Origin of the sequence: Sulfuriferula thiophila, assembly GCF_003864975.1 — a bacterium.
Classification (GTDB): Bacteria; Pseudomonadota; Gammaproteobacteria; order Burkholderiales; family Sulfuriferulaceae; genus Sulfuriferula; species Sulfuriferula thiophila.
This window is the reverse complement of sequence record NZ_BHGL01000046.1, coordinates 243744-264449: the sequence shown is the minus strand read 5'-3', so window position 1 is coordinate 264449 and position 20706 is coordinate 243744. Positions and strand designations below refer to the sequence as shown.

At 49.9% G+C, this 20706-nt stretch carries 13 protein-coding genes; 4 read left to right on the top strand and 9 right to left on the bottom strand.

All coding sequences use genetic code 11. The features are described from left to right. Positions 1-191: 191 nt before the first annotated feature. Together EJE49_RS13010 and aroC are read left to right on the top strand one after the other, a co-directional pair. Positions 192-1571 (top strand): M17 family metallopeptidase, encoded by a 1380-nt coding sequence (locus EJE49_RS13010; protein ID WP_306308191.1) that lies wholly within the window; start codon positions 192-194, stop codon positions 1569-1571. 64 nt (positions 1572-1635) lie between these two features. Then, positions 1636-2736 carry a chorismate synthase gene (gene aroC, locus EJE49_RS13005; RefSeq protein WP_124951522.1) on the top strand — a complete coding sequence of 367 codons (1101 nt, stop codon included), beginning with the start codon at positions 1636-1638 and terminating at the stop codon, positions 2734-2736. A 15-nt stretch (positions 2737-2751) separates the two neighbouring features. Here aroC and pelG read toward each other — a convergent pair whose 3' ends face one another. The 7 genes from pelG to EJE49_RS12970 form a co-directional block, all read right to left on the bottom strand. After that, positions 2752-4125 carry an exopolysaccharide Pel transporter PelG gene (pelG, locus tag EJE49_RS13000; protein ID WP_124951520.1) on the bottom strand — a complete coding sequence of 458 codons (1374 nt, stop codon included), beginning with the start codon at positions 4123-4125 and terminating at the stop codon, positions 2752-2754. After that, positions 4125-5630 (bottom strand): GT4 family glycosyltransferase PelF, encoded by a 1506-nt coding sequence (gene pelF, locus EJE49_RS12995; protein WP_124951518.1) that lies wholly within the window; start codon positions 5628-5630, stop codon positions 4125-4127. Before pelF ends, pelG begins: the two co-directional genes overlap by 1 nt. Then, positions 5627-6379 (bottom strand): tetratricopeptide repeat protein, encoded by a 753-nt coding sequence (locus tag EJE49_RS12990; protein WP_124951516.1) that lies wholly within the window; start codon positions 6377-6379, stop codon positions 5627-5629. The genes pelF and EJE49_RS12990 overlap by 4 nt, the downstream gene beginning before the upstream one ends. Before the next feature lie 232 nt (positions 6380-6611). Beyond that, the gene (locus EJE49_RS12985) at positions 6612-7940 is read right to left on the bottom strand and encodes a PelD GGDEF domain-containing protein (RefSeq protein WP_124951514.1); all 1329 of its coding nucleotides are present in this window, start codon (positions 7938-7940) and stop codon (positions 6612-6614) included. Next, entirely contained in the window at positions 7937-8455 is a 519-nt protein-coding gene (locus EJE49_RS12980) for a penicillin-binding protein activator LpoB (protein WP_124951512.1), read from the bottom strand. The genes EJE49_RS12985 and EJE49_RS12980 overlap by 4 nt, the downstream gene beginning before the upstream one ends. Before the next feature lie 19 nt (positions 8456-8474). Then, positions 8475-12101, bottom strand: a complete 3627-nt coding sequence (locus EJE49_RS12975; protein ID WP_124951510.1) for a tetratricopeptide repeat protein — start codon at positions 12099-12101, stop codon at positions 8475-8477. After that, complete coding sequence (locus EJE49_RS12970) at positions 12064-14790, bottom strand: bifunctional glycoside hydrolase/polysaccharide deacetylase family protein (RefSeq protein ID WP_124951508.1); 2727 nt, start codon at positions 14788-14790, stop codon at positions 12064-12066. Before EJE49_RS12970 ends, EJE49_RS12975 begins: the two co-directional genes overlap by 38 nt. Positions 14791-14937: 147 nt before the next feature. On the opposite strand from EJE49_RS12970, the gene galE reads away from it, so the two are divergent. Further along, on the top strand, positions 14938-15945 hold the full coding sequence (gene galE, locus EJE49_RS12965; RefSeq protein ID WP_189941914.1) for a UDP-glucose 4-epimerase GalE: 1008 nt from the start codon (positions 14938-14940) through the stop codon (positions 15943-15945). A gap of 10 nt (positions 15946-15955) precedes the next feature. Here galE and EJE49_RS12960 read toward each other — a convergent pair whose 3' ends face one another. Further along, positions 15956-16801, bottom strand: coding sequence for a GGDEF domain-containing protein (locus EJE49_RS12960; protein ID WP_189941912.1), 846 nt, complete (start codon positions 16799-16801; stop codon positions 15956-15958). 318 nt (positions 16802-17119) lie between these two features. Here EJE49_RS12960 and EJE49_RS12955 point away from each other — a divergent pair, with 318 nt between their 5' ends. Beyond that, on the top strand, positions 17120-17608 hold the full coding sequence (locus EJE49_RS12955; protein ID WP_223246959.1) for a low molecular weight protein-tyrosine-phosphatase: 489 nt from the start codon (positions 17120-17122) through the stop codon (positions 17606-17608). Between the two features lie 22 nt (positions 17609-17630). On the opposite strand, the gene EJE49_RS12950 is transcribed toward EJE49_RS12955, so the two are convergent. Continuing rightward, positions 17631-20516, bottom strand: coding sequence for an Rne/Rng family ribonuclease (locus EJE49_RS12950; protein ID WP_124951499.1), 2886 nt, complete (start codon positions 20514-20516; stop codon positions 17631-17633). Positions 20517-20706 lie beyond the last annotated feature (190 nt).

The following is a 20706-nucleotide window of genomic DNA, read 5'->3' as shown; positions in this document are numbered from 1 at the left end:
ACAAAGCTAGTGTCAGGTCAAAGAAACCACTCAAAATACCTTGGCCCCGTAGCAGTCCCTATTCTTAATATATTGATGGTGAAGATATGTTAGCGAAACTGATTGAAACCAAAAAACAGATTTCTGAAGCCCAACTGGATAAGAATCGTCATGTTCTTGTCATCATTCCCAGTGCAACTGCTTAGCCGCACGTGACTGATTTGCCTAATCTGGCGCGCGTCACGGCAGGGTTAAGCCGTCGCCAGCAGCAGGTGAGTGAATTGGCGAAAACGCCTCTGGCAATCGAGACCAAGCAAGGCGGTTTGATGGTATGGGTGATGCTGGATGTTAAAGCCAGTACGTTTGAGCAGCATGCATTGTTGCGTCGAGCATTGGCTGTGCTGCTGGTAGAAACACCCGATGAAATTGCCATCGCAGTCAGTGGCAGCGATGCTTTTCGATCCCATGCCGCGCGGCAGGCCGCCTATGTAGCTTGGATCAACGGAGCGGTGTTGCCGACATCCAAGACCAAGAACCCGGTGAAGTCATTACAAAAATTACGTCTGTTCGGTTATGAGTCAGTTGATGCATACGCAACTGAACAGGCTATTGCTTCGGGTAACTGGCTGTGTCGCAATTTGACGAATACGCCACCCAATCAGCTTACCCCCGCCTTATATCGTGAACGTATCGCGCAACTGGCCAAAACGCATGGCTGGAAACATACCGAATATGATATGAAAAAATTACGCAAACTCGGTGCAGGGGCATTCGTTGCAGTGGCGCAGGGGAGTGCGGATGACGATGCCGCAGTAGTGCATTTGCGGCGCCGGCATCCCGATGCGCGCCAAACCGTAGCGCTGGTTGGCAAAGGTATCTGCTTTGACACCGGTGGTCATAACCTTAAGCCTGCCCGTTATATGCAAGGCATGCATGAAGATATGAACGGTTCGGCTGTCGCCCTGGGAATATTGGTTGCCGCAACGGAACAGGATTTGCCCGTCAATCTCGATGTATGGCTGGCTGTTGCGCAGAATCACATTAGCCCGGCGGCATACAAACAGAATGATGTGGTAGCTGCCTTGAATGGCACCACGATAGAAATAGTGCATACCGACGCTGAAGGCCGCATGGTGCTGGCGGATACCTTGACCATGGCCGCACGCGCCAAGCCGGATGTGATGGTGGATTTTGCCACGCTGACCGGCAGTATGGCGACGGCCCTGGGTGCGCGTTATAGCGGCATTCTGGGAAATCGTGAAGAATTGCTGGTTACGGCGTTAGCAGCGGGCAAGACGAGCGGGGAACGGTTGTGCACGTTTCCGATGGATGCCGATTACGAGCCGGCACTGGATTCGAAAATAGCCGACATCAAACAATGTACTCTGGAAGGCGAGGCCGACCATATACTGGCAGCGCGTTTCCTCAACCGTTTCGTGGAAGATACGCCCTGGCTGCATATGGATTTATCATCCAGTCGGTGTACTGACGGTTTGGGGGCGGTAGCAACCGAAGTCACCGGATTTGGCGTTGCCTGGGGGGTGAGATGGTTGCAGGCGAATCTGCTCAGTGATGCGGAATTGGCACTTTAATCACGATTTTTGCGTTTATCAGTTAAAATAACGTGATTCACTAATCAAACAAAAGAGTAAGCCCATGTCTGGTAGCAGTATAGGTAGTTTGTTTTGCGTGACTTCATTTGGCGAGTCGCACGGTGCAGCAATCGGTTGTGTGGTGGACGGTTGTCCTCCGGGAATGGCTTTATCGACAGAAGATATCCAGGCTGAATTGGACAGACGCAAGCCGGGTACGTCGCGGCATGTTACGCAACGCCGTGAATCAGACACGGTAGAAATTCTCTCCGGTATTTTTGAAGGCAAGACCACTGGCGCGCCGATTGCATTGCTGATACGCAATGAAGATCAGCGCAGCAAGGACTATGGCAATATTGCCGATACCTTCCGCCCCGGCCATGCCGATTACACTTACTGGCATAAATATGGCATCCGCGATTATCGTGGCGGCGGTCGCTCTTCTGCTCGTGAAACGGCGGTGCGGGTGGCAGCTGGCGCGATTGCGCGCAAATGGCTGCATGAGCGTTACGGAATCGTGATCCGTGGCTACATGGCACAACTGGGGCCTGTGGTCGTACCATTCAAATCATGGGACGTCGTCAACGACAATCCGTTTTTTGTTGCCGATGCCGACAGCGTGCCGGCGCTGGAAGACTACATGGATCAACTGCGCAAATCAGGCGACTCCATCGGCGCCAAGATCACCGTGGTGGCTGAAAATGTGCCGGTGGGCTGGGGTGAGCCAGTGTATGACAGGCTCGATGCGGATTTGGCGCATGCATTGATGAGTATTAATGCAGTCAAGGGTGTGGAAATCGGTGCGGGTTTTGAGTCAGTGACGCAAAAGGGTACTGAGCACGGGGATGAATTGACACCGCAAGGATTTCTTTCTAACCATGCTGGTGGTGTGCTGGGTGGTATCTCAACTGGGCAGGACATCGTTGCCAGCATTGCGATCAAGCCGACTTCCAGTATCCGCTTGCCACGTAACTCGATTGATAAACAGGGCAACCCGACCATAGTAGAAACGCATGGACGCCATGACCCTTGTGTCGGTATCCGTGCAACACCGATTGCCGAAGCGATGCTGGCCATCGTGCTGATAGACCATGCCTTGCGTCACCGTGCGCAGTGCGCAGACGTACAAGTCGATACGCCACGTATTCCAGGTAAAGTAGCGTAACGCGTCACGAGACCTTTATTTTTGCAGCATAAAGGTCTCGTATTCCAGAATAGACATTTTTTTATCCAGCCAATACAACCCGATCACCACCGTGATCAGCAGTGACACAGCAAAGCCGTAGCCATACCAGTTTGCACCCAGTTGTATGCTGAGCAGGGTGAGCACCAGATTCAGCGTGGCAAACAGCGCGGTCATGATCAAGGCGATAATGCGCTTATCCAGATAAAATAACACATTCATAATACCCAGAAATACCACTTGTAATCCTGCGGCGACCACATCCACATAGAGCAATGAAATGTAGTATTGGGAGATGCCGATGAGCTGTAGCAGTGTTGGTGCTGCAACGAATACGATGAGTACCGCCATGGCCTGAATTTTGATAATCTCAAAGATGCCCTGGCGTGCTGTTGCTACCATTTCATCGCGCATTTCCTTAATATAATCCAGCGTGCCGCCATCACGTACAGCATCGTAAAACTTCTGGTAATACTCCACGAAATCCGTTTCCATCCGCACTAAAAACACCGCCATGCCGGGAATAATGGATAAATAGGCCAGGAAAATTGGCAGGTCGTAGATAAGCGAGGCGTGAAATAACCCGATTACGGGTTCGCCGGTGGACGGGGTGTACCAGAATATGTATTTGTCTATCCACACGCCCAGATTAAAGAAGAAACCTGTCCATATTAACGACACGAACATGCGCTTCTTCCGCAGAAAATCGAATTCGATAAATCGATTGGATGGATAAGAGCGGATGATCAGTATCATCATGCCGCTCATCAGGATGAAGTGTCCCAGTAAAATACCCGTCAGCAGCCCATTAAGTTTAAAGGTGCGGAACAGAATTGCAGCAATGACGGCAATGCTGTAACCCACGGTGTACAGGATCAGAATGGCCTTGTAGTTCTTCATGCCGGATAAAAAGATGGTCGCAATCCAGATGTTGCAGAGAACTACAAAGTTGGCGATTAACAGGATACGATAAACCGCATCCTGTTGTGGTGAGGCGAAGATGGCTAGCGCCATGCCAATCAGCCCTGAAATCAGGGTGGTAACGAAAATCGCGCCGATGAAATTGGGAAGAATTGCGTCGGTATTTTTTTCAAATAAGCGATCGGCAATATAGCGGGTGAAACCCAGTTGCAGGAAGCCGGTCAGTATCAGGCTCATGGCAATCAGATGCGTGACGGTGACCTGGAAATCAGTAATCAGGGTATGGGGTAAGACTACACCCAGACTCATCAGACCGATGATGAGCACGCCAAGTATCGACAATACCCATGGCCCGGAGCCGATAATGCCGGCGTAGGCATAGGCGCTGAATAGCGCCAGATAGCTATCTCGGCGCAGAATCTTCTTTATTTCAAAACCGATACCTGCCATTATTTTATCTCGAATGCCTGTTCATAGACTTGCCTGAATTCATCGAACATCAGTGTCTGGGTGTAATAACGCTCGACTCTGGCGATGGCCGCATCGCGGGCCGGGATCCAGTTCTCCGGGCGTAATAACTCGATAGCTGCCGCTGCCATCGCCTGTGGATCAGCAATGCGCACTACGGCTCCGGAAGCGCCCAGCGCCTGATCTTCCGGTGTTAGTCCATACACCAGTTGCCGGCATGAACCCACATCGGTGGTCAATGCCGGTACGCCAGCGGCATAACCTTCCAGCATCACCAGCGGCAGGGCTTCACTGATCGACGACAGCACAACCAGGCCGACTTTTTCCAGTACCACTTCCACTTTCTGGAAACCGAGGAATTTAACCTTGTCGGTTAATCCTAAACTACTGACCAGATTGTGGCATTCTTCCGCATAGCCCGGATCCTCATCTTCAGGACCGGCAATCCAGCCTTCGGCTTCGGGCACACGGTTGACCACGCTGCGCATCATGCGGATGAACGTTTTCACGTCCTTGATCGATACCACTCGCCCGATCAGGCACAGAATGGGCGGCGGCAGCTCCGGGCGTTTGGCGCGTACCGGCTGGAAGCGTGCCAGATCGATGCCGTTAGGTATCACACGGGTGCGTTCTGCAGGTGCGCCATCCATGATCTGGCGCTGGCGGTTGGCTTCATATAGCGCGGTAATGATGTCGGTGTGGTGATAGCACAGCCGTCCCAGCGATGTATAAAAGCGCATCCATAACTCACGGAAATAGCTGACCTGAGTCGGATCTTTTTCAAAGGTGTTGCGGTTATCGCGTATCCATGCACTTTGATACAGATCGATTTTTCGTTCTTTGGTGTAGATACCATGCTCTGACAGAATTAGCGGTTTACCTGTCCGAAGTTTTAACAAAGTTCCGAGAAATCCAGCGTAACCTGTTGAAATGGTATGGAAAGCGCGTACCGGGATGAGGTTTTTGGCTATGTTGGACATCACCCAGATGGGTTCGTGCATCGCGCGTACCGACCAGAAGTAATCCACGAAGGAAGGGTCGGTGCAGTGTTCCTGATAGTTTTGAGTAATGAACTCCCAGGCAGCTTTACTGTAAAGAAAAAACTCTTCATCTATGTCACCCCGCTTTAACAAATCCGCCAGTTGAGCAAATGCACAAACTGTATCACCGTGTTCAAGACGAAATGCTTTATGCAGCGTTGCTACCTGCTGGATAACAGCAGGGTCTCCCGCTTTTTCCTGAACCAGGGGTGGGGTGTGGGAACCATGCAGGTAATGTGCCTCAACATGCACCACATTGTCCGGCAGGGCGTATTTCACTTCGCCATAATCTTGCGGACGACTGCCAAGAAACACCACGGCAAAACGATATTCCGGATAAGCGCGGATCATCTGGTTGATCCAGCTGGACACGCCACCACTAACGTATGGGAAGGTGCCTTCGAGTAATAGCGCTATATCCGCATCGGTGGCGGTCGGGAAGGTCATACAGGATTCCTTAACCAGAAACGCTGGATATTGGCTATCTGAGGTATCTGATTATTAAAAGGTATTAATTTTAAATGATCCCGCACTGCTTTGTAGTCATGCCGTTCGTAAGCCAGCTCAGCAAGATAAGGTTGAATGCGCGTCGCTGATATACCCAAATTTATGGCCTCGTTGAAGGCGGTTTCTGCAGCCTGATATTGTTGCTGTTTAATCAGTATCTGTGCAAATAGTATCCACATATCGCCGTCAAGCCTGGATTCCAGGGCTGCACGTGTATAGTGTTCAGCCTGCCCAAGCATGTAAGTGAGCATGTCGCCTTCAGCCAGATGTTCATATGCAAAAGCCCAATATAGCTCGGCTAATTGCTTCTGGTAGAGCTGGCGCAAATCGGGTTTGCTGCATGACTCGAGTTTTTTTAATAACTCGTGAATTAATGCATTCAAGGTTTTTTCACGATTATCAAGCATGCCATAAGCAAGCAGGCGCAAATCGTCAGCTTCGTCACCAAGCAACTCCTTGAGCATGGGTATGGAGTAGCGTGCTGACATGGCATGGGCAGACAGCAAGGCTTTCATTCTTACTTCTGTTGATAAACTGGGAGTATTTAAACGGGTACGTATTGCACCTTCACCCAATGAATTACGTATACCGGCGCTACCCAGGGTAAACTCGGGCAATTCAACTTTGACGAACGGATAATAGATGACGGGCTTTGAGAAGAATCGTGCGGTAAGTACGATGCCAATCATGGTAAAAAATGTGAGGAATGGGACAAAAAAGGCCAATAGAAAGAATAATCCAAGTACAGCAAATTTAGGCTGACGGTAATGTTTGGGTAAAAAAAGCAATACTATAATGGCAACGGCTACCGATGCGGCTGCATGTAGAAGCAGGAACCCCAAAAATTTTTGCGGGATACCAGCATCCATCATTAGCACAGCTAATGCGCCACTTTCGAGGCTGATTGCGGTTAGGATAAGTTTAGTGCTCAGCACGGGTGGTATTCGTCAACGTTATAATGAATTTTTCGAGCTCTACGCTGACCGGATCTTGGTCAAGCGTAATTGAGCGTATCAGTATGCCGGTTTGGCCAGGGCGTGTACCAAACCGTTCAATAAAGATGCGTACAATCCTGTCTAAATATCCTCCAAGCGAGCTTTCGCCAGCTAAAGGCAATAGTACCAAACAGATACGCTTTCCCTCGCGTACCATAGTCCATGTTTCATCCAGTCCGCGTACCGCAGCAGCAATGGATTTAAGTTGTTCAGCTGTTTCCTGGTTATCGGGTGCGACAAATCCCACTATCATGCTGCTGATTTGCATGTCACGCTGTAAGCGCCTGAGAGTGTGCATGGCCTTGAAAAAATCGATAGGGCAGTCTGTAAGCTTGTCAGTCAGGTAAGGGGTGAATTCGCTGGCGGTAATGGTGTCTGCGTAGTAGCTGGTCAGCACGGACAGCGTTTGCATATTTTCTGCCTGCAGTGCAAAAAATGGCATTTTTTCAACGGCCGTGATGGCGACAATACGACCATCCGCTGTTTTGGCCGGGACGGCAACCAGGTAGCGGCTTGGAAGCTCGGTCAGATTTTCTTCGGTATTGATATGGACTAATTCACCACTCTTAAGGCAATGTGTGATGAGTGGGTCATGATCATCTATCGGGGTGAATGCGCCTATGCTTGCACTCGCAATCGGGCTGATCTTGCCATCTTCTACAGCATATAATCCAGCGACACTCAGATTGCATTGGCGCACGACCAGAGCCAGGTACAGATCAGCGCCAGGCAGGCCGTCGGTAGCTGGCAGGATGCGATTAAGATCTTTCAAGCCTTCACGCAAACTGGCCGGGCGGCCAATCAGATCCTGTTCCAGGCGATCATGTGACAGGCTCAATAAATACAAACGACGGGTAAGTAGTTCCAGACGCTGCTCGGTGTAGTGCTGGAGTTCCTCGATGCGCCGTACGCGAGAAATCCAGACGCCACTGAACTCACCGGTTATCATCACCATTAGCGTACCACCAAGGAAGGTGAGGCGAGGGAAGACGGCATAACTCAAGTTCTGGTCAGCTGCCCACAATAACCACCCACCCAGAAAAATGAGCACGGACACCACGCCCATGAGCACGCCATAGCGTAACGCGATGAGCACAGGTGCCATCCATATCCATGGAAAAATATGGGTGTTGAGTGGATCTCCCGGCAGGATACTGTATGACAGTAATAGCGCCCCCAGGCTGATACCCAGGGTTTCGCCCCATTGCCAATACTGCTTGGTGCCGTGAGGGAGCAGATGCTGATAAAGGTTCATCGTAGCTTGATGCTACCGGTCAGGTCTTCCAGTAATTTCTGCGCGATTGCACTGACAGCCTCACGACCCCAGCCGGTACGGGCTCCTGCTGCATCCCAGACCACCTGGCGGGTTTGCAGGTCGATGATTTTGATGGTGACGCCGACGGCCGGTTCGCCATCAACACCGGTTTTGTAGCGCCACTCGTTTACTGTGCCGGTGACGGCATAACGCGCGCCGGATTGCACTGCCCAGTTAATCGCTGCTTCAACCGCTTTAGCATCGGCTGGCTCAAACAGGCTGTCTTGAGTCATGCTGGAAGGGTATTTCTCCAGATTCATAGCGCCTTTAACGCGTAACAGGGTTTCGGTGATCGCTTCCATGCGCAAACTGGCTTGCGGGGTCTCGGTGTGGTTTTCCATAGGCAACAATGCCCACTTCACATTTTTGTCCAGTGTCGGTGCGCTGGTGCGGTCAGTAATTGCACAGCCAGCCAGAAAAAGTAAAGTCATGCACGCAATAATAATTTTTTTCATGTTGATCCTTTCTGTATTTTTAATAGTGGAATTGATAACCTACGCCAGCTTCCAGACTGGCTTTGCCTTGTCCGCTGGGAGCCTGGTCATAACGGGTAAAAAGCTGTAGTCGGTCGGCACCGATTACACGAGCTGCGATGCCAGCATTGACGCGCAGGCCAGTGCCGGCAGTAGTGTTATAGAACACGCCGATTTCGCCCAGATATTCGAAATCGCGAGCCGGTAATCTGCTGTCAGTAGCATCCCCTACACTGGCATAAGCGGCAATTTCACGTACATCCTGCGGCATGAAGTAGCTGGCGGTATTAGGCTGCCCCGATGGAATCAGACTGGCTGCCTTGCCGGTTAAAACAGTATCGGCTGCGTGATATTGGTTCCAGGTGCCGGTTATGCGCGCACGTAACGCCGGGTGTGAACCACTTATTTCATGACTCAGGGTGGAGGTGAGCATATTTCCACTCCCCAGCGTTTGTCCATCAATGCTGTGATACTGGTTAAGTTCGCCACGCACACTCCATTGGGTCCAGCGATCCAGTCGGTAATTGCTTTCAAATGCAATCTGGTTGCGGCGGCCAATTAAACGCAGCGCCGCATTTTCCATAGCGGTTTGATTGTAAGCCAATTGCGTGTCGAGTTGTAGGCGAGATCCGATTTGATGCTGATGATTGAGGCTGAAGCCTGCCTGGGTATCAAGCGCCTGGCTGAATTGCAGCTTTAATGTGTTGGTATAACTGTTGCCAAGCTGGTGCAAGGCGATTTCACCACCCATTTCATTGGGCGCACGGGTTAGTAGTGTGGTATCGACCCCGCTGCGACTGGTCTGATGCAAGCTGAGGTCGAGTTTGAGCCCGCCAATTTGATGGCCTGTTGCGGTGATAGTGTTCTGAATTTCGCTATAACTGCCCAGGTTACGGAAAGTCATTGTGACACCTGCGGTGCGGTCATTGGCTAAAAGCACCGGAGCGGCTTGTTCATATAAGGACTCATCCAGACGGGAACGATCCATGGCAATAAATGCGAGATCGGCTGCGTCGTTTTTGCGTCCGGCTAATATGGACAGGTTCATTTTGTCGTAAAGCAATATGCCATCATGATTCAAAATTTCGTCGGCCGCTTCACGATCCTGCGTTGTGAGGGCATCAGAAATACGTGAGCCGAGTGGTGTCTTGAGCCAATGGGCGTACTGGTGTATCAACCAGGCACGGGTGGCATCATTCTGTTCACGGCTATTGAGCCAGACAGTGGCAAGCTCGACAAACTGGCTATTCTGTTTGAGAGCCGGAGAGCCATCGCGCAACAGTTTCCACAGGATGCCTTGACCATGACCTGGGTCATTGAGCAGCAACAGGCGCAAGGCTTCGATATCGCGTGCGTTGGCACGGGTTCCCAGCCAGTCTTTGTTCGATTGTGTGCTTAGGCGCTGTTGCCATATCTGGCGGCGGATTTGCCATGCCAGGTCGGGTTTGCCACCGGATTCCAGCGTGACGGCATAATTGAGCAGCCATAACTCATCCTGTGCATGTGATTTTGCCATGCGATTATAGAGTGCGAGTGCATAATCCGGCCGGCCCAAGGCAAGGTGACCCGCGGCAAACACATCCCACAAACTTGGTGAGGAGGAGATGAGTTTCGCCCATTGCTGCATGAAATGGTCCAGTTCACTGAATTGGCGCATGTCGAGCAACAACCACAGGAAGGATTCCTTGACCCCCACGTTGCTCGGATAGCGTTTGATCAGGAAACGATAATCGTGCTCGGCAGCGACAAAATTACCCATGTGTTTGTACATTTCAGCGCGCATGGCAACAAATCTTAACGTGTCGTCATAGCTACGCCATTCAGGGGCGTCTGTTATTTTGTATAAACGCTGTACCGCTTGCCAGTCATCCAGTTCAGCATAGGTGTCGACGGCATTCAGAAATAAGTCGATGCGTTTGGTCTTCAACCAGTAGCGTTCTGCGGTCTGTGCGGCCAGTCGCGGGTCTTTGCGCTTTAATGCCTGGAATAAACGTTCTTGCTGAAATGGTTCGGCATCTGGAGCATCGCTCAGAATACGATAGGCAATGATAGCCTGATCGAGATGTTTCAGCCGCCATGCCAGTTCACCCAGATTAAGCCAGAACAGCTTGTCTTCCGGCTTGGCACGTATTCGGGTGTCATCCAGGAGTTCAAATGCTTCCTGATACAGTCCGGCACGTTGCATCATCCCGGCAATGGTGACAGCCAGCTCGGGACTGGCTGGGTTACGGCTTAAATAACGGCGATAGCGTATAAGCGCGTCGGTATCTCGTCCCATACGTGTTAATAACTCGGCAGACAGCAGTAATAATTCCGGTCGTTTTGCTTCCTCACCATTTTTATCCAGCCATGCCAGGGCCGCTTCAGGCTGCCCGAGGTATTCATAGAGTTGTACGATCTTGCGTGCATATTTTGTATCATTGCCCTGGCGTTTCCAGTCATGCTCCAGACCCATTACCTGGGCAGCATAGTCATACAATCCACCCGCCAGACGCATCCAGGATTGCCAGGCGGATTCTGTTCCTTGGTGCGTCGCTAGCCAGCGCCATTGTGTTAACGCAATTTGCGGCTGGTTTGACCATTCGGATATTTGCGCCAGTCGTTCATGCCACAGTGCGTTGTTGGGTGCCTGGCTGACGGCGATCTGTGCAAGCTGTAATGCATGAGGCAAATCCCGGTTACCAAGAAACGCACTATAGGCCAGATCATAGTAAGCGGGAACAAATCGTGCCGGTGTAGCTGCCGGAGGTGCAAAGCCGACCAGTCTGGCAGCAAAATCGGCTGCCATAGCTGGCCGGTTGGACGCCAGTGCCAGCTTCGTCAGGCTATACAAGACATCGGGACGTTGCCATTCAGCTGCAGGTAATTGTTGTACCCAATCCAGACCGATATGCCCCAGACCACCGGATTGCAGTGTGGCCAAAGCCTGTTTCATATAGATGATCTTTTGCTCCGGATCATGGCTTAACTGTCGTTGCCGCCATGTGTATTGGGCACTGATCAGGTAATGGCCATTTGCCAGCGCTAACCGGGCTGCTTCATTGAGATCTGACAGATTATTACTTGAACGAGCGAATTTTGTTGCAAGTCGTTCGGCTAGCTGGATATCACCACTTGATTCTGCTGTGCGAGCGAGTTGCCGTAAGGCATCAGCATGGTATATCTGGGATTCGGCTGCAATTAAGGCCAGTTTTAATTGAGTTAACTTGTAATCCCGGTCCGGACTGCCAGGCACGGCAGCAAAAGTGATTTTGGCAAGAATGTCCAACTTGACCAGAATGGCAGCTTCACGCCACTCGGGCTGTTTATTCGTATAGAGCGGCTGCAGAACCTTCAGCGCTCGACGATAGTGGCCTATCGATGCATAGGCTCGAGCTAACTGGATGCGCAGTTCGTGATCGTTTGGGTCCGTGGCGAGAAGGTTACGCATGTATTGCAGTGACACCTCATCGACCTTGGGATTCATTCGGATTTGATCGGATAAACGTTGCTGCGGATAGAGCAACACCAGTACGGTGCCGACGGCCACCACCAGACCCGCCAGATTAAGTGGCGTGATTAACCGCGGGCGCGGCAGGCTGGCATGTCTGTCAGCAGCTGAGGTGGTATGTGGCTCGTCCGTGGACATGCGTCTGGTAGTGGTATTGTTGTTGTGTATGTTTATCGGCGCGGATTATCTGACCTTTGTCATCTCGCAGACTGCATGTGTTGCTGTGCATCAGGGTGAAATCCAGATCGACATGGCTGTAGAAGGTCATGTCAATTTGCTGGGCGTGCAGTTGCCAGTCAGCCAGAGTGCCATTCGCATCGATTAGGTATGGGGCGCGATCAGGTGTGGAGGTCAGTTCGACGCGATTGGTACTGGCTTTAACCAAATTCAGGTAGCGGTCATTATTGAAATCAGTATAGCCGGCAACAGTGCCGTTTAATGCGGGATAACCCCATTTGGAGTTGATGCGTAAGGTATCGATCTGGCCATCACCATAAAATACCCAATTATTATCCTCACGTGTCATGACGCTGTGATTGAAATCCACGACGCGGCGGATATATTCCGAAGGGAAAACGGGATGGTTGGGCTGGCTGAGAGCCCAGTCATAAACTTCCTTCAGCGCTCTAAGCGAAGCTGGTTTTGAGGCGGCATAGGTATGGAAATAGATATCCATAGGTTTAAGCCGGCGTGGAGTATCGGTCAGCTTGAAGGTTTCGATGACGCGGCGGAATCCATAAAATGGGCCGGTCCATAGGTTGGTGTAGACGTTTTCGTTCTGATTCGGGGCATAAATCTGGAAATGCCCGTCGCGTTGCACCCCGAGTGGGGCAACATAAGTCAGGCTGGGTTGGCTGTTGGTGATAACAGTTTCGCCGCCATTCATATTTAGCAGATTTAATGAGTCGGTTTTAACGATGGCTTCCGCATTGGGATTGCAGTTGCCTGTCCACAGGAAAATTTGGCATTTTTTGCCTTGCGGAGCCAAACGTTGATTGATGTAATCGACGCTACCTGCTGTTTCCCGATTCAGATTAAATTTGTAGCCAGGCAAGGGTAAATTATAACCTTCGCCATCACCTTCATCGCTTAATAGCTGCCATTTGAATGGATGGGAATAGGAGTGGCTGGCAATTTCAACATTGGGCAGGCGGAATATCTCGCGTGCGATTTGTTCCATTTCTGCGGATTTTTTGGGATACAGGCCCCACGGTGCAGTTTCGGCTTCGATGACAGAAACTGCTGTCGGTATGGGGTATTTTTTTAAGATTTTCTCCAGCATGACGCGCGGTGCCAGAGGGGAGCCGGGAAACTCGGCATTGCTGGCAAAACCATCACCATCTACATGTGCCATTAACAGACGTCGACCGGTGGAGGTGGTTACATCCGGAACAGGCATATCCGGTAGGTTGAGCGCTTGTTTGAAAAAAGTAAAAGGATTGATAATCCAGCGTGTGCCCTGCTGGTACGGGATTTCATAAATAGCAAAGGGGGACAGAATATATCCACCCCACGGTGTGTATGCTGCTACGTCAGTTGTCTTACCGGCGACCTTGAGGCGCAGTATCGGTGTGCTGTTTTTACCGGCACTAATAATGTCGAGTGAATCGGGAAAATATTCGACAGAATGTTCAAATCCAACGGATGCATCCTGTTGGACGATTTGAACGTTGTTGGTCGGGATGCTGTCGCCGACATTCAAACCAAACTTCTGCAGATTGTCATTGCTACGGTCAAATCCAAACTCATTGATCACGGCTAAACGTAGACCCTGACTGATTTGCGTGAGCAACCAGGATTTGAGTTGGGGTGTACTATTCCGGGTGCCATCGGCCCACAGGATGATCCCGGCATATTGGCCGGCTAGCTGGTAAGCCGGTAAGGGTTGTGAAATGTCCACATATTCAGGTATGAATCCCATGTATTGTACCGGCATGGCGGCAAAACGATGCAAGTCGCTGAAGATGACATCCTTTGTGTCCGCGCCGTTGTACAGCATTAATACGCGTCTGGGCTGAACTTCAGGTGAGCCTACGCCTATCATGTCGAGCTCGGGATTGCTAACCCATGGGGTAAAGCCATCAGCGCGAATTTTTTGTGCGATTTGGCGGGCTAATGCGCGATCTTTAGGCGCGGTATAGTCTATGACAATGACCGGCAAATGAAAGTTATTTTTGATTTGATTAAGCTGGTTTAGCAGCCATGCCCGATTTGGTTCGGTAACTGGCACATAAGCGTGTGTGGCATTGTTCCAGCTTTGAAACAGCGATTCGGCTGCCACGGCGGTGACCCAGTCATGCACTTGTGGCAGAATCTCAAAGCCACGATTGAGAATAATGCGCATGCCAGGAAAGCGGGTGCGCATCTGTTTCAGTGTCTCTACCATGCCTGCTTCCTGTGCGGCACGTGCTTGCGGGGTGATAGCTGCAAGCTGGTAGGAATCCAGGGTGTCAATAAATACACCACGGAAACCGCGTTGCCATAATGGTGCAATGATTTTGTCGAGATAAAAGCTTCGCCATGCTGAACTGGTCTGGTCCATCACATCGCTGGTCCAGGCGGGATTGCGGGCTAGCTTCGCTGCTACTGGTACTTGGCCGGCATAGGGTTTGTCAGGACCGACTTCACCTAAACTGGTATAGGCGTAGAGTTTGCTTTGCAGGGTGTCTGGTACTTTGGCAAAATCGGTATGATCAGCTTCGACTATGACCGCATCATAAATGCGCAACTCTTGTGGGAATGGCGTCCCATAAAAAAAAGCGGCGTTAAATGCATATGCCGGTAAGCTGGAAATTAATAGTAATATTGTACAAATATGTTTAATCATGGTTGTTTTGATTATCGCATGATGAAGCTTGTTTCAACCTTTCATATTGTTAATCTGTGTCAATTTTGCAGCGGTTGACATGTTGTATGATGCTTACATGTAGTATTTAGTGCTATTTTAGGATGGATTTATACTTTAAGGATAATTATGCGTGTTTTAGTTACAGGTGGAGCGGGGTATATCGGTAGTCACACGTGCGTTGAATTGCTCAATGCCGGGCATGAAGTTGTTGTGGTCGATAATTTATGCAACAGTAAAATTTCAGTCTTGGATAGAGTAAAACAGATAAGTGGGCGCTCGGTGCTATTTCATGATCTGGATGTGCGCGATAAGGCGGCTCTAAGTGCCGTGTTCGATGCCCATCAGATTGATGCAGTGATTCATTTTGCGGGACTGAAGTCAGTTGGTGAGTCTGTCGCGATGCCACTGGAATATTATGATAATAATGTGTACGGTACTTTGGTTTTAGCCGAAGTAATGGCCGATCATGGTGTTTATAATCTGGTATTCAGCTCATCGGCAACTGTGTATGGCGATCCTGCGAGTGTGCCGATACGTGAAGATTTTCCATTGTCCGCTACTAATCCCTATGGCCGTTCTAAGCTGATCGTAGAGGAAATGTTGCGTGATTTGCCTGTTGCCAAGGCAGACTGGCATATAACCTTGTTGCGCTATTTCAATCCTGTAGGGGCACACAACAGCGGTCTGATTGGCGAGGATCCGAATGGTATTCCAAATAATCTGATGCCTTATGTGGCACAGGTTGCCGCAGGTAAACTGGCCCAGTTATCTGTGTACGGTAGCGATTACCCGACGCCAGACGGCACGGGTGTGCGCGATTATATCCATGTGGTTGATCTGGCATTGGGCCATGTGCTTGCGTTGGCGGCATCAGTAAATCATCCTGGCGTAGCTACGTACAATCTAGGGACTGGCCGTGGTTATAGTGTGCTGGAGATGGTTACAGCGTTTGAACGGGCAAGTGGTAAACAGGTGCCTTATCGTATCGTGGGACGCCGTCCGGGTGATATCGCTGCCTGCTACGCAGACCCTGCGTTAGCTGAGCGGGAACTTGGTTGGCGTGCGCAGCGTGATATTGACATCATGTGCGAAGATAGCTGGCGCTGGCAAACAACCGGGGCATTGCTTGCCTAGGCTGTCGTGGTCAGAATAGTTCAATGTCGTTGCTATAGGTAACCTCTGAATTCACTTTGCCTTCGGTTTGTAATGTTTCAAATGAACGCACCTGATTCCGGCCATGTTCTTTAGCGTGATAAAGTGCCTGGTCGGCTTGTTCTAAAATGGTGCTCGGTAAGTTCTGTTCGGAAATCATCACAAATCCAATGCTGACGGTTACATTGCCGACTTGTGGGAAGACATGAGCTTCAATTTGTTTGCGGAAGCGTTGCAGTATGCTCATCGCAATTTCTTCCGTGACATTGGTGAGAATAACAACAAACTCTTCTCCGCCGTACCGGAATAACTGATCCGTATCTCGGAATGTCTTGCGCATAATGTTTGCAAAAAGCAATAAAACTTCATCGCCGTATAAATGCCCGAATTTATCATTTATCTTCTTGAAATGATCAATATCAAGTATCGCCAGGCAATTGAAGTGTTCAATATCCTCATTGCGTTTTCTCTGGCTATGCGCTGCAGTTAAAGTTTTTTCAATCTGGGCATCAAAAGTTTTCCGGTTGAGCAAAGCCGTCAGCGTGTCACGCTCATTGTCATAAATTAACTGTGACCAGTTATAATATATGCGCATGAATCCAGCTGCCATGTCCTGGTCTTTTTGTATGAACGATGGGCTGTCAATCACTAAAAATCCTGTGATTTTATCAATGCCTTGTACAGGGTGAATGACCTGCACACCATCATGATGTTTTGATTTCGTTGTAATCTGTGTGTTGGTTAGATAACAGCTGAGTAGATTTTCCTCTAACTCCAAAATCAGCGGCGTGTGAATATTTTCCGTGGGCAGCTGGTCACCAAGTTTTTCGGTACTCATGCTGACAAGCGTATGTAATATATGCTGATCATTACTTGCTTCAATCTCGTAGAGCGTAATGCTATATGCGGAAATGATTTCCTGTAGCGTTTTAATCAGACAGGTTTCCAACCCGAACTGATCGCGAGTCGATGTCAGATTTACGACGGATTGCAATAATTGGTAAGGGTTTGTTTTTAACACGGTTCAATTGGTCAATTGGCTGCTGATATAAGTAAATAATACTCTATTTCAGTCGTGCGAAATTTGATAAAAAGGTTTATTGATAAATGTTGCAGGCGCTTGCGCCTGTTTTATTAGAATATGAGGTGCAGAAAATTGGATAGCATTAAAAAAATATCAGTGTTGTTTGTCTGTATGGGCAATATTTGTAGATCGCCTATGGCAGAAGGAGTTTTTACGCAAAGAGTGGGGCAGTCACGTCTGAGCAATAACCTGGTAATAGATTCTGCAGGAACGCATGATTATCACATCGGTTCTTGCCCGGATCAGCGCGCCCAACAAACTATGCTTAAGGCCGGTTACGATATAGCAAACTTACGCGGCAGGCAGGTTAATGCCGATGATTTTGAAAAATTTGATTATGTGCTGGCGATGGATGTAGCTAACCTCGAGCAATTAAAACGAATAGCGGGTAAGCATCAGCACAAAGCCCAGTTGTTCTTGAATTTCAGTAAGAAATTCCCAGGACAAGTTGTGCCTGACCCCTATTATGGCGGGCAGAATGGCTTCGAGATGGTATTGGCTATGGTAGAGGATGCGGCTGATGGATTGCTTGAGGAAATTAACGCTAATCTGAAATCGTAATTTCAGATTAGCGTTAATCAGTTTATTGCTTCGTTTCTATCTGGATCAGTTCAGTTTCACCCAGGTTTTGGGCGTTTTGTTGCTGTGACTGACGTTCACGGCGCGGTTTAGCTGCAGCGCTATTGTCAGTTGTTGCCGCCGTGGATGTTGCCTTGGTTTCAACTTGTAACAATGCTGCGGATGCAATTTCAGTGGTTACAGGTTTAACACGTTGTACGCGAGGTTTGGTTTCCGTAGCTGTCGCTGTTGCGTCAACTACTTTCGCTGTTGATTGTGTTTCTACCATTTGTAGATTTGCAGCATCGCTGGAAGGCGCGAGCAGTTCAGCCAGTAATTGCTCAATAGCTGGTTTCACCTGAGTAGTAACTGGTGTTGCTGCTTCACGCGGTTCAACTACGGCTGGTTCTGCTGCTGTGAAAATTTCCATCTGCTGCGTTTTAACTGGTGGGTTATCTTCGCTTGATGGTGTAGCCTGAACCAAGGTCTCTGGTGGCGTGACACTTGCCGGCTTGATATCGATTACCGCTTCGCTGACAGGTAGTGCAGTTTCGGCCGTGATGCTATCGTTGATGATAATAGCTTCTTCAACCACTGCTGTTGCAGTGGCGATTGTTTCGGCAGGTGCTGTCGCTGCAATTTCCGTCGCAGCCGGGATTTCAATCGTTGCGACAGGTGCCGGACTTAGCTCGGCTGTTTCCGCAGGTGTATTTTCAGTCTGTTGATTCGCCTGGTCAGGGCGGCGTTCACGGCGTCCACCACGACGACCACGACGACTGCGTGGTTCTTGAGGGGTAGCAGCTATTTCCGCAACATCACCTTGCGGTGCAACTTCAGCAACAGTGGCTTCGTTCGATACGTCCTCCGTAGCCGGGCGTGGCTGACGTGGCGGACGTGGTTTTTTGATTTGTTCCTGCCTGACCTGCTTTTCGGCATTTACTTCACTGGCATTTTCCTGCTGGTTACGCTCAGGACGTGGTGTGCGTTCTTGACGAGGTGGGCGCTCGGTGCGCGGAGGACGCTCAGCTGGGGTTTCCGGTTTGGCTTCGTTCCGAGCTTCATTTCGAGGCTGGCGCTGTTCACTTCGGTCATTACGTGAGCGATTGCGGTTGCGTGACTCTTGTTGTGGGCGTTGTTCGCGGGTTGTCTGTGCGCTTGGAGGCACGACTGTTGCGACTTCTGCCGGCTTTTCCTCACTGAGTTTTTGTAACCAGCCGAAGATTCGGCCAATCAAACCGGTTTTAGCTGAAGTGGCTTGTTCGGCAACGGCAACAGTTGGTTTGTCAGCAACGATAGGAGCAGGTTGAGCAGGGGTAATGCCACGAACAGCCGGAATTTGTGCTGCGGTTTTGGCTTCCTTTTTGACTTCAGCTGGGCTGGACTCTTCTATCGTCTCACTCAGTCTGTAGCTAGGCGTCAGCATTTCCAGAGGATTAATCTCGTCATGGCGCAAGCGCGTGATTTTGTAATGCGGCGTCACTAAGTGAATATTAGGAATGAGTACGACACTGACTTTAAGGCGTGATTCGATAGCGAATATGTCAGCACGTTTTTCATTCAGCAGGAAGGTGGCAACGTCGACCGGGATCTGTGCATGAATAGCACCGGTCTGGTCTTTCATTGCTTGTTCCTGAATGATGCGCAGGATATGCAAAGCGGTTGATTCGATACCGCGAATGAAACCTGTGCCGTTGCAGCGTGGGCAAGGCTGATGGCTGGATTCACCAAGAGAAGGTTGCAAGCGCTGACGGGATAGTTCCATCAAACCGAATTTGGAGATTTTGCCAATCTGTACGCGGGCGCGATCGTAATGCAATGCATCACGTAAGCGGTTTTCTACATCACGCTGATTACGCTGACTTTCCATATCGATAAAGTCAATCACAACCAGACCACCCAGGTCGCGCAAGCGCAACTGGCGGGCAACTTCTTCAGCTGCTTCCAGATTGGTATTGAATGCTGTCTGTTCAATATCAGCACCCCGTGTGGAGCGAGCCGAGTTGACGTCGACTGAAACCAGCGCTTCAGTATGGTCGATCACAATAGCGCCGCCCGAAGGCAGGCTTACTTCACGAGAGAAAGCTGTCTCAATCTGGTGCTCAATCTGGAAGCGTGAAAACAAAGGCACATCGTCTTTGTATAGTTTGACCTTGTGTACATTGCCAGGCATGACGTGGCTCATGAATTGATGAGCCTGTTCGTATACTTCTTCCGTATCGATCAGGATTTCACCAATATCAGGCTGGAAATAATCGCGGATTGCGCGGATTACCAGGCTACTTTCCTGATATATCAGGAAAGCGCCTTTCTGGCTGTTTGCAGCGCCGTCGATGGCATTCCATAGTTGCAACAGGTAGTTCAGATCCCACTGTAATTCTTCCACGCCGCGACCGATACCGGCTGTGCGGGCGATGATGCTCATGCCGGCAGGCACGGTAAGCTGTGCCATCACGTCACGCAATTCGTTGCGTTCCTCGCCTTCAATCCGGCGGGAAACACCACCGCCACGCGGGTTGTTTGGCATTAATACCAGATAGCGTCCGGCCAGGCTGATATAGGTGGTAAGTGCTGCGCCTTTGTTGCCGCGTTCGTCCTTTTCTACCTGAACAATGAGTTCATGGCCTTCGCGTAATACGTCTTGTATGCGCGGACGGCCGGATTCCGGTGCGTCAACCGCAAAGCATGCGCGCGACAATTCTTTGAATGGCAGAAAGCCGTGTCGGTCATTGCCGTAATCAATAAAGGCAGCTTCCAGACTCGGTTCGACACGGGTGACGATACCTTTGTATATATTGCTTTTACGTTGTTCTTTGTTTGCAGATTCAATGTCCAGATCAACTAATTTTTGACCATCGACAATGGCGACACGGAGTTCTTCTGCTTGTGTCGCATTAAATAACATGCGTTTCATTTGTTTAATCTCTCCCGCACGCGATTACACGGGACGAAGACACACCACCGCGTATGCGGTTTTGAAGCACGTTTATAGTCTGGTGAAAATCATGGTAATAGACATCCAGGTTAATCGGTCATGGTGAATCTTCATGTTGCGAATATGTTTAACTATTCGCAAAAAACTAGCCAGCGTTTCAATATGCTTA

Bases quoted from the DNA above. Each gene is read 5' to 3' on its own strand.
- EJE49_RS12990 (WP_124951516.1), bottom strand. From the start codon at position 6,379: ATGATTGGCATCGTACTTACCGCACGATTCTTCTCAAAGCCCGTCATC.
- EJE49_RS12975 (WP_124951510.1), bottom strand. From the start codon at position 12,101: ATGTCCACGGACGAGCCACATACCACCTCAGCTGCTGACAGACATGCC.
- EJE49_RS12960 (WP_189941912.1), bottom strand. From the start codon at position 16,801: ATGAGTACCGAAAAACTTGGTGACCAGCTGCCCACGGAAAATATTCAC.
- galE (WP_189941914.1), top strand. From the start codon at position 14,938: ATGCGTGTTTTAGTTACAGGTGGAGCGGGGTATATCGGTAGTCACACG.
- EJE49_RS12950 (WP_124951499.1), bottom strand. From the start codon at position 20,516: ATGAAACGCATGTTATTTAATGCGACACAAGCAGAAGAACTCCGTGTC.
- pelG (WP_124951520.1), bottom strand. From the start codon at position 4,125: ATGGCAGGTATCGGTTTTGAAATAAAGAAGATTCTGCGCCGAGATAGC.
- aroC (WP_124951522.1), top strand. From the start codon at position 1,636: ATGTCTGGTAGCAGTATAGGTAGTTTGTTTTGCGTGACTTCATTTGGC.
- EJE49_RS12985 (WP_124951514.1), bottom strand. From the start codon at position 7,940: ATGAACCTTTATCAGCATCTGCTCCCTCACGGCACCAAGCAGTATTGG.
- EJE49_RS12970 (WP_124951508.1), bottom strand. From the start codon at position 14,790: ATGATTAAACATATTTGTACAATATTACTATTAATTTCCAGCTTACCG.
- pelF (WP_124951518.1), bottom strand. From the start codon at position 5,630: ATGACCTTCCCGACCGCCACCGATGCGGATATAGCGCTATTACTCGAA.
- EJE49_RS12980 (WP_124951512.1), bottom strand. From the start codon at position 8,455: ATGAAAAAAATTATTATTGCGTGCATGACTTTACTTTTTCTGGCTGGC.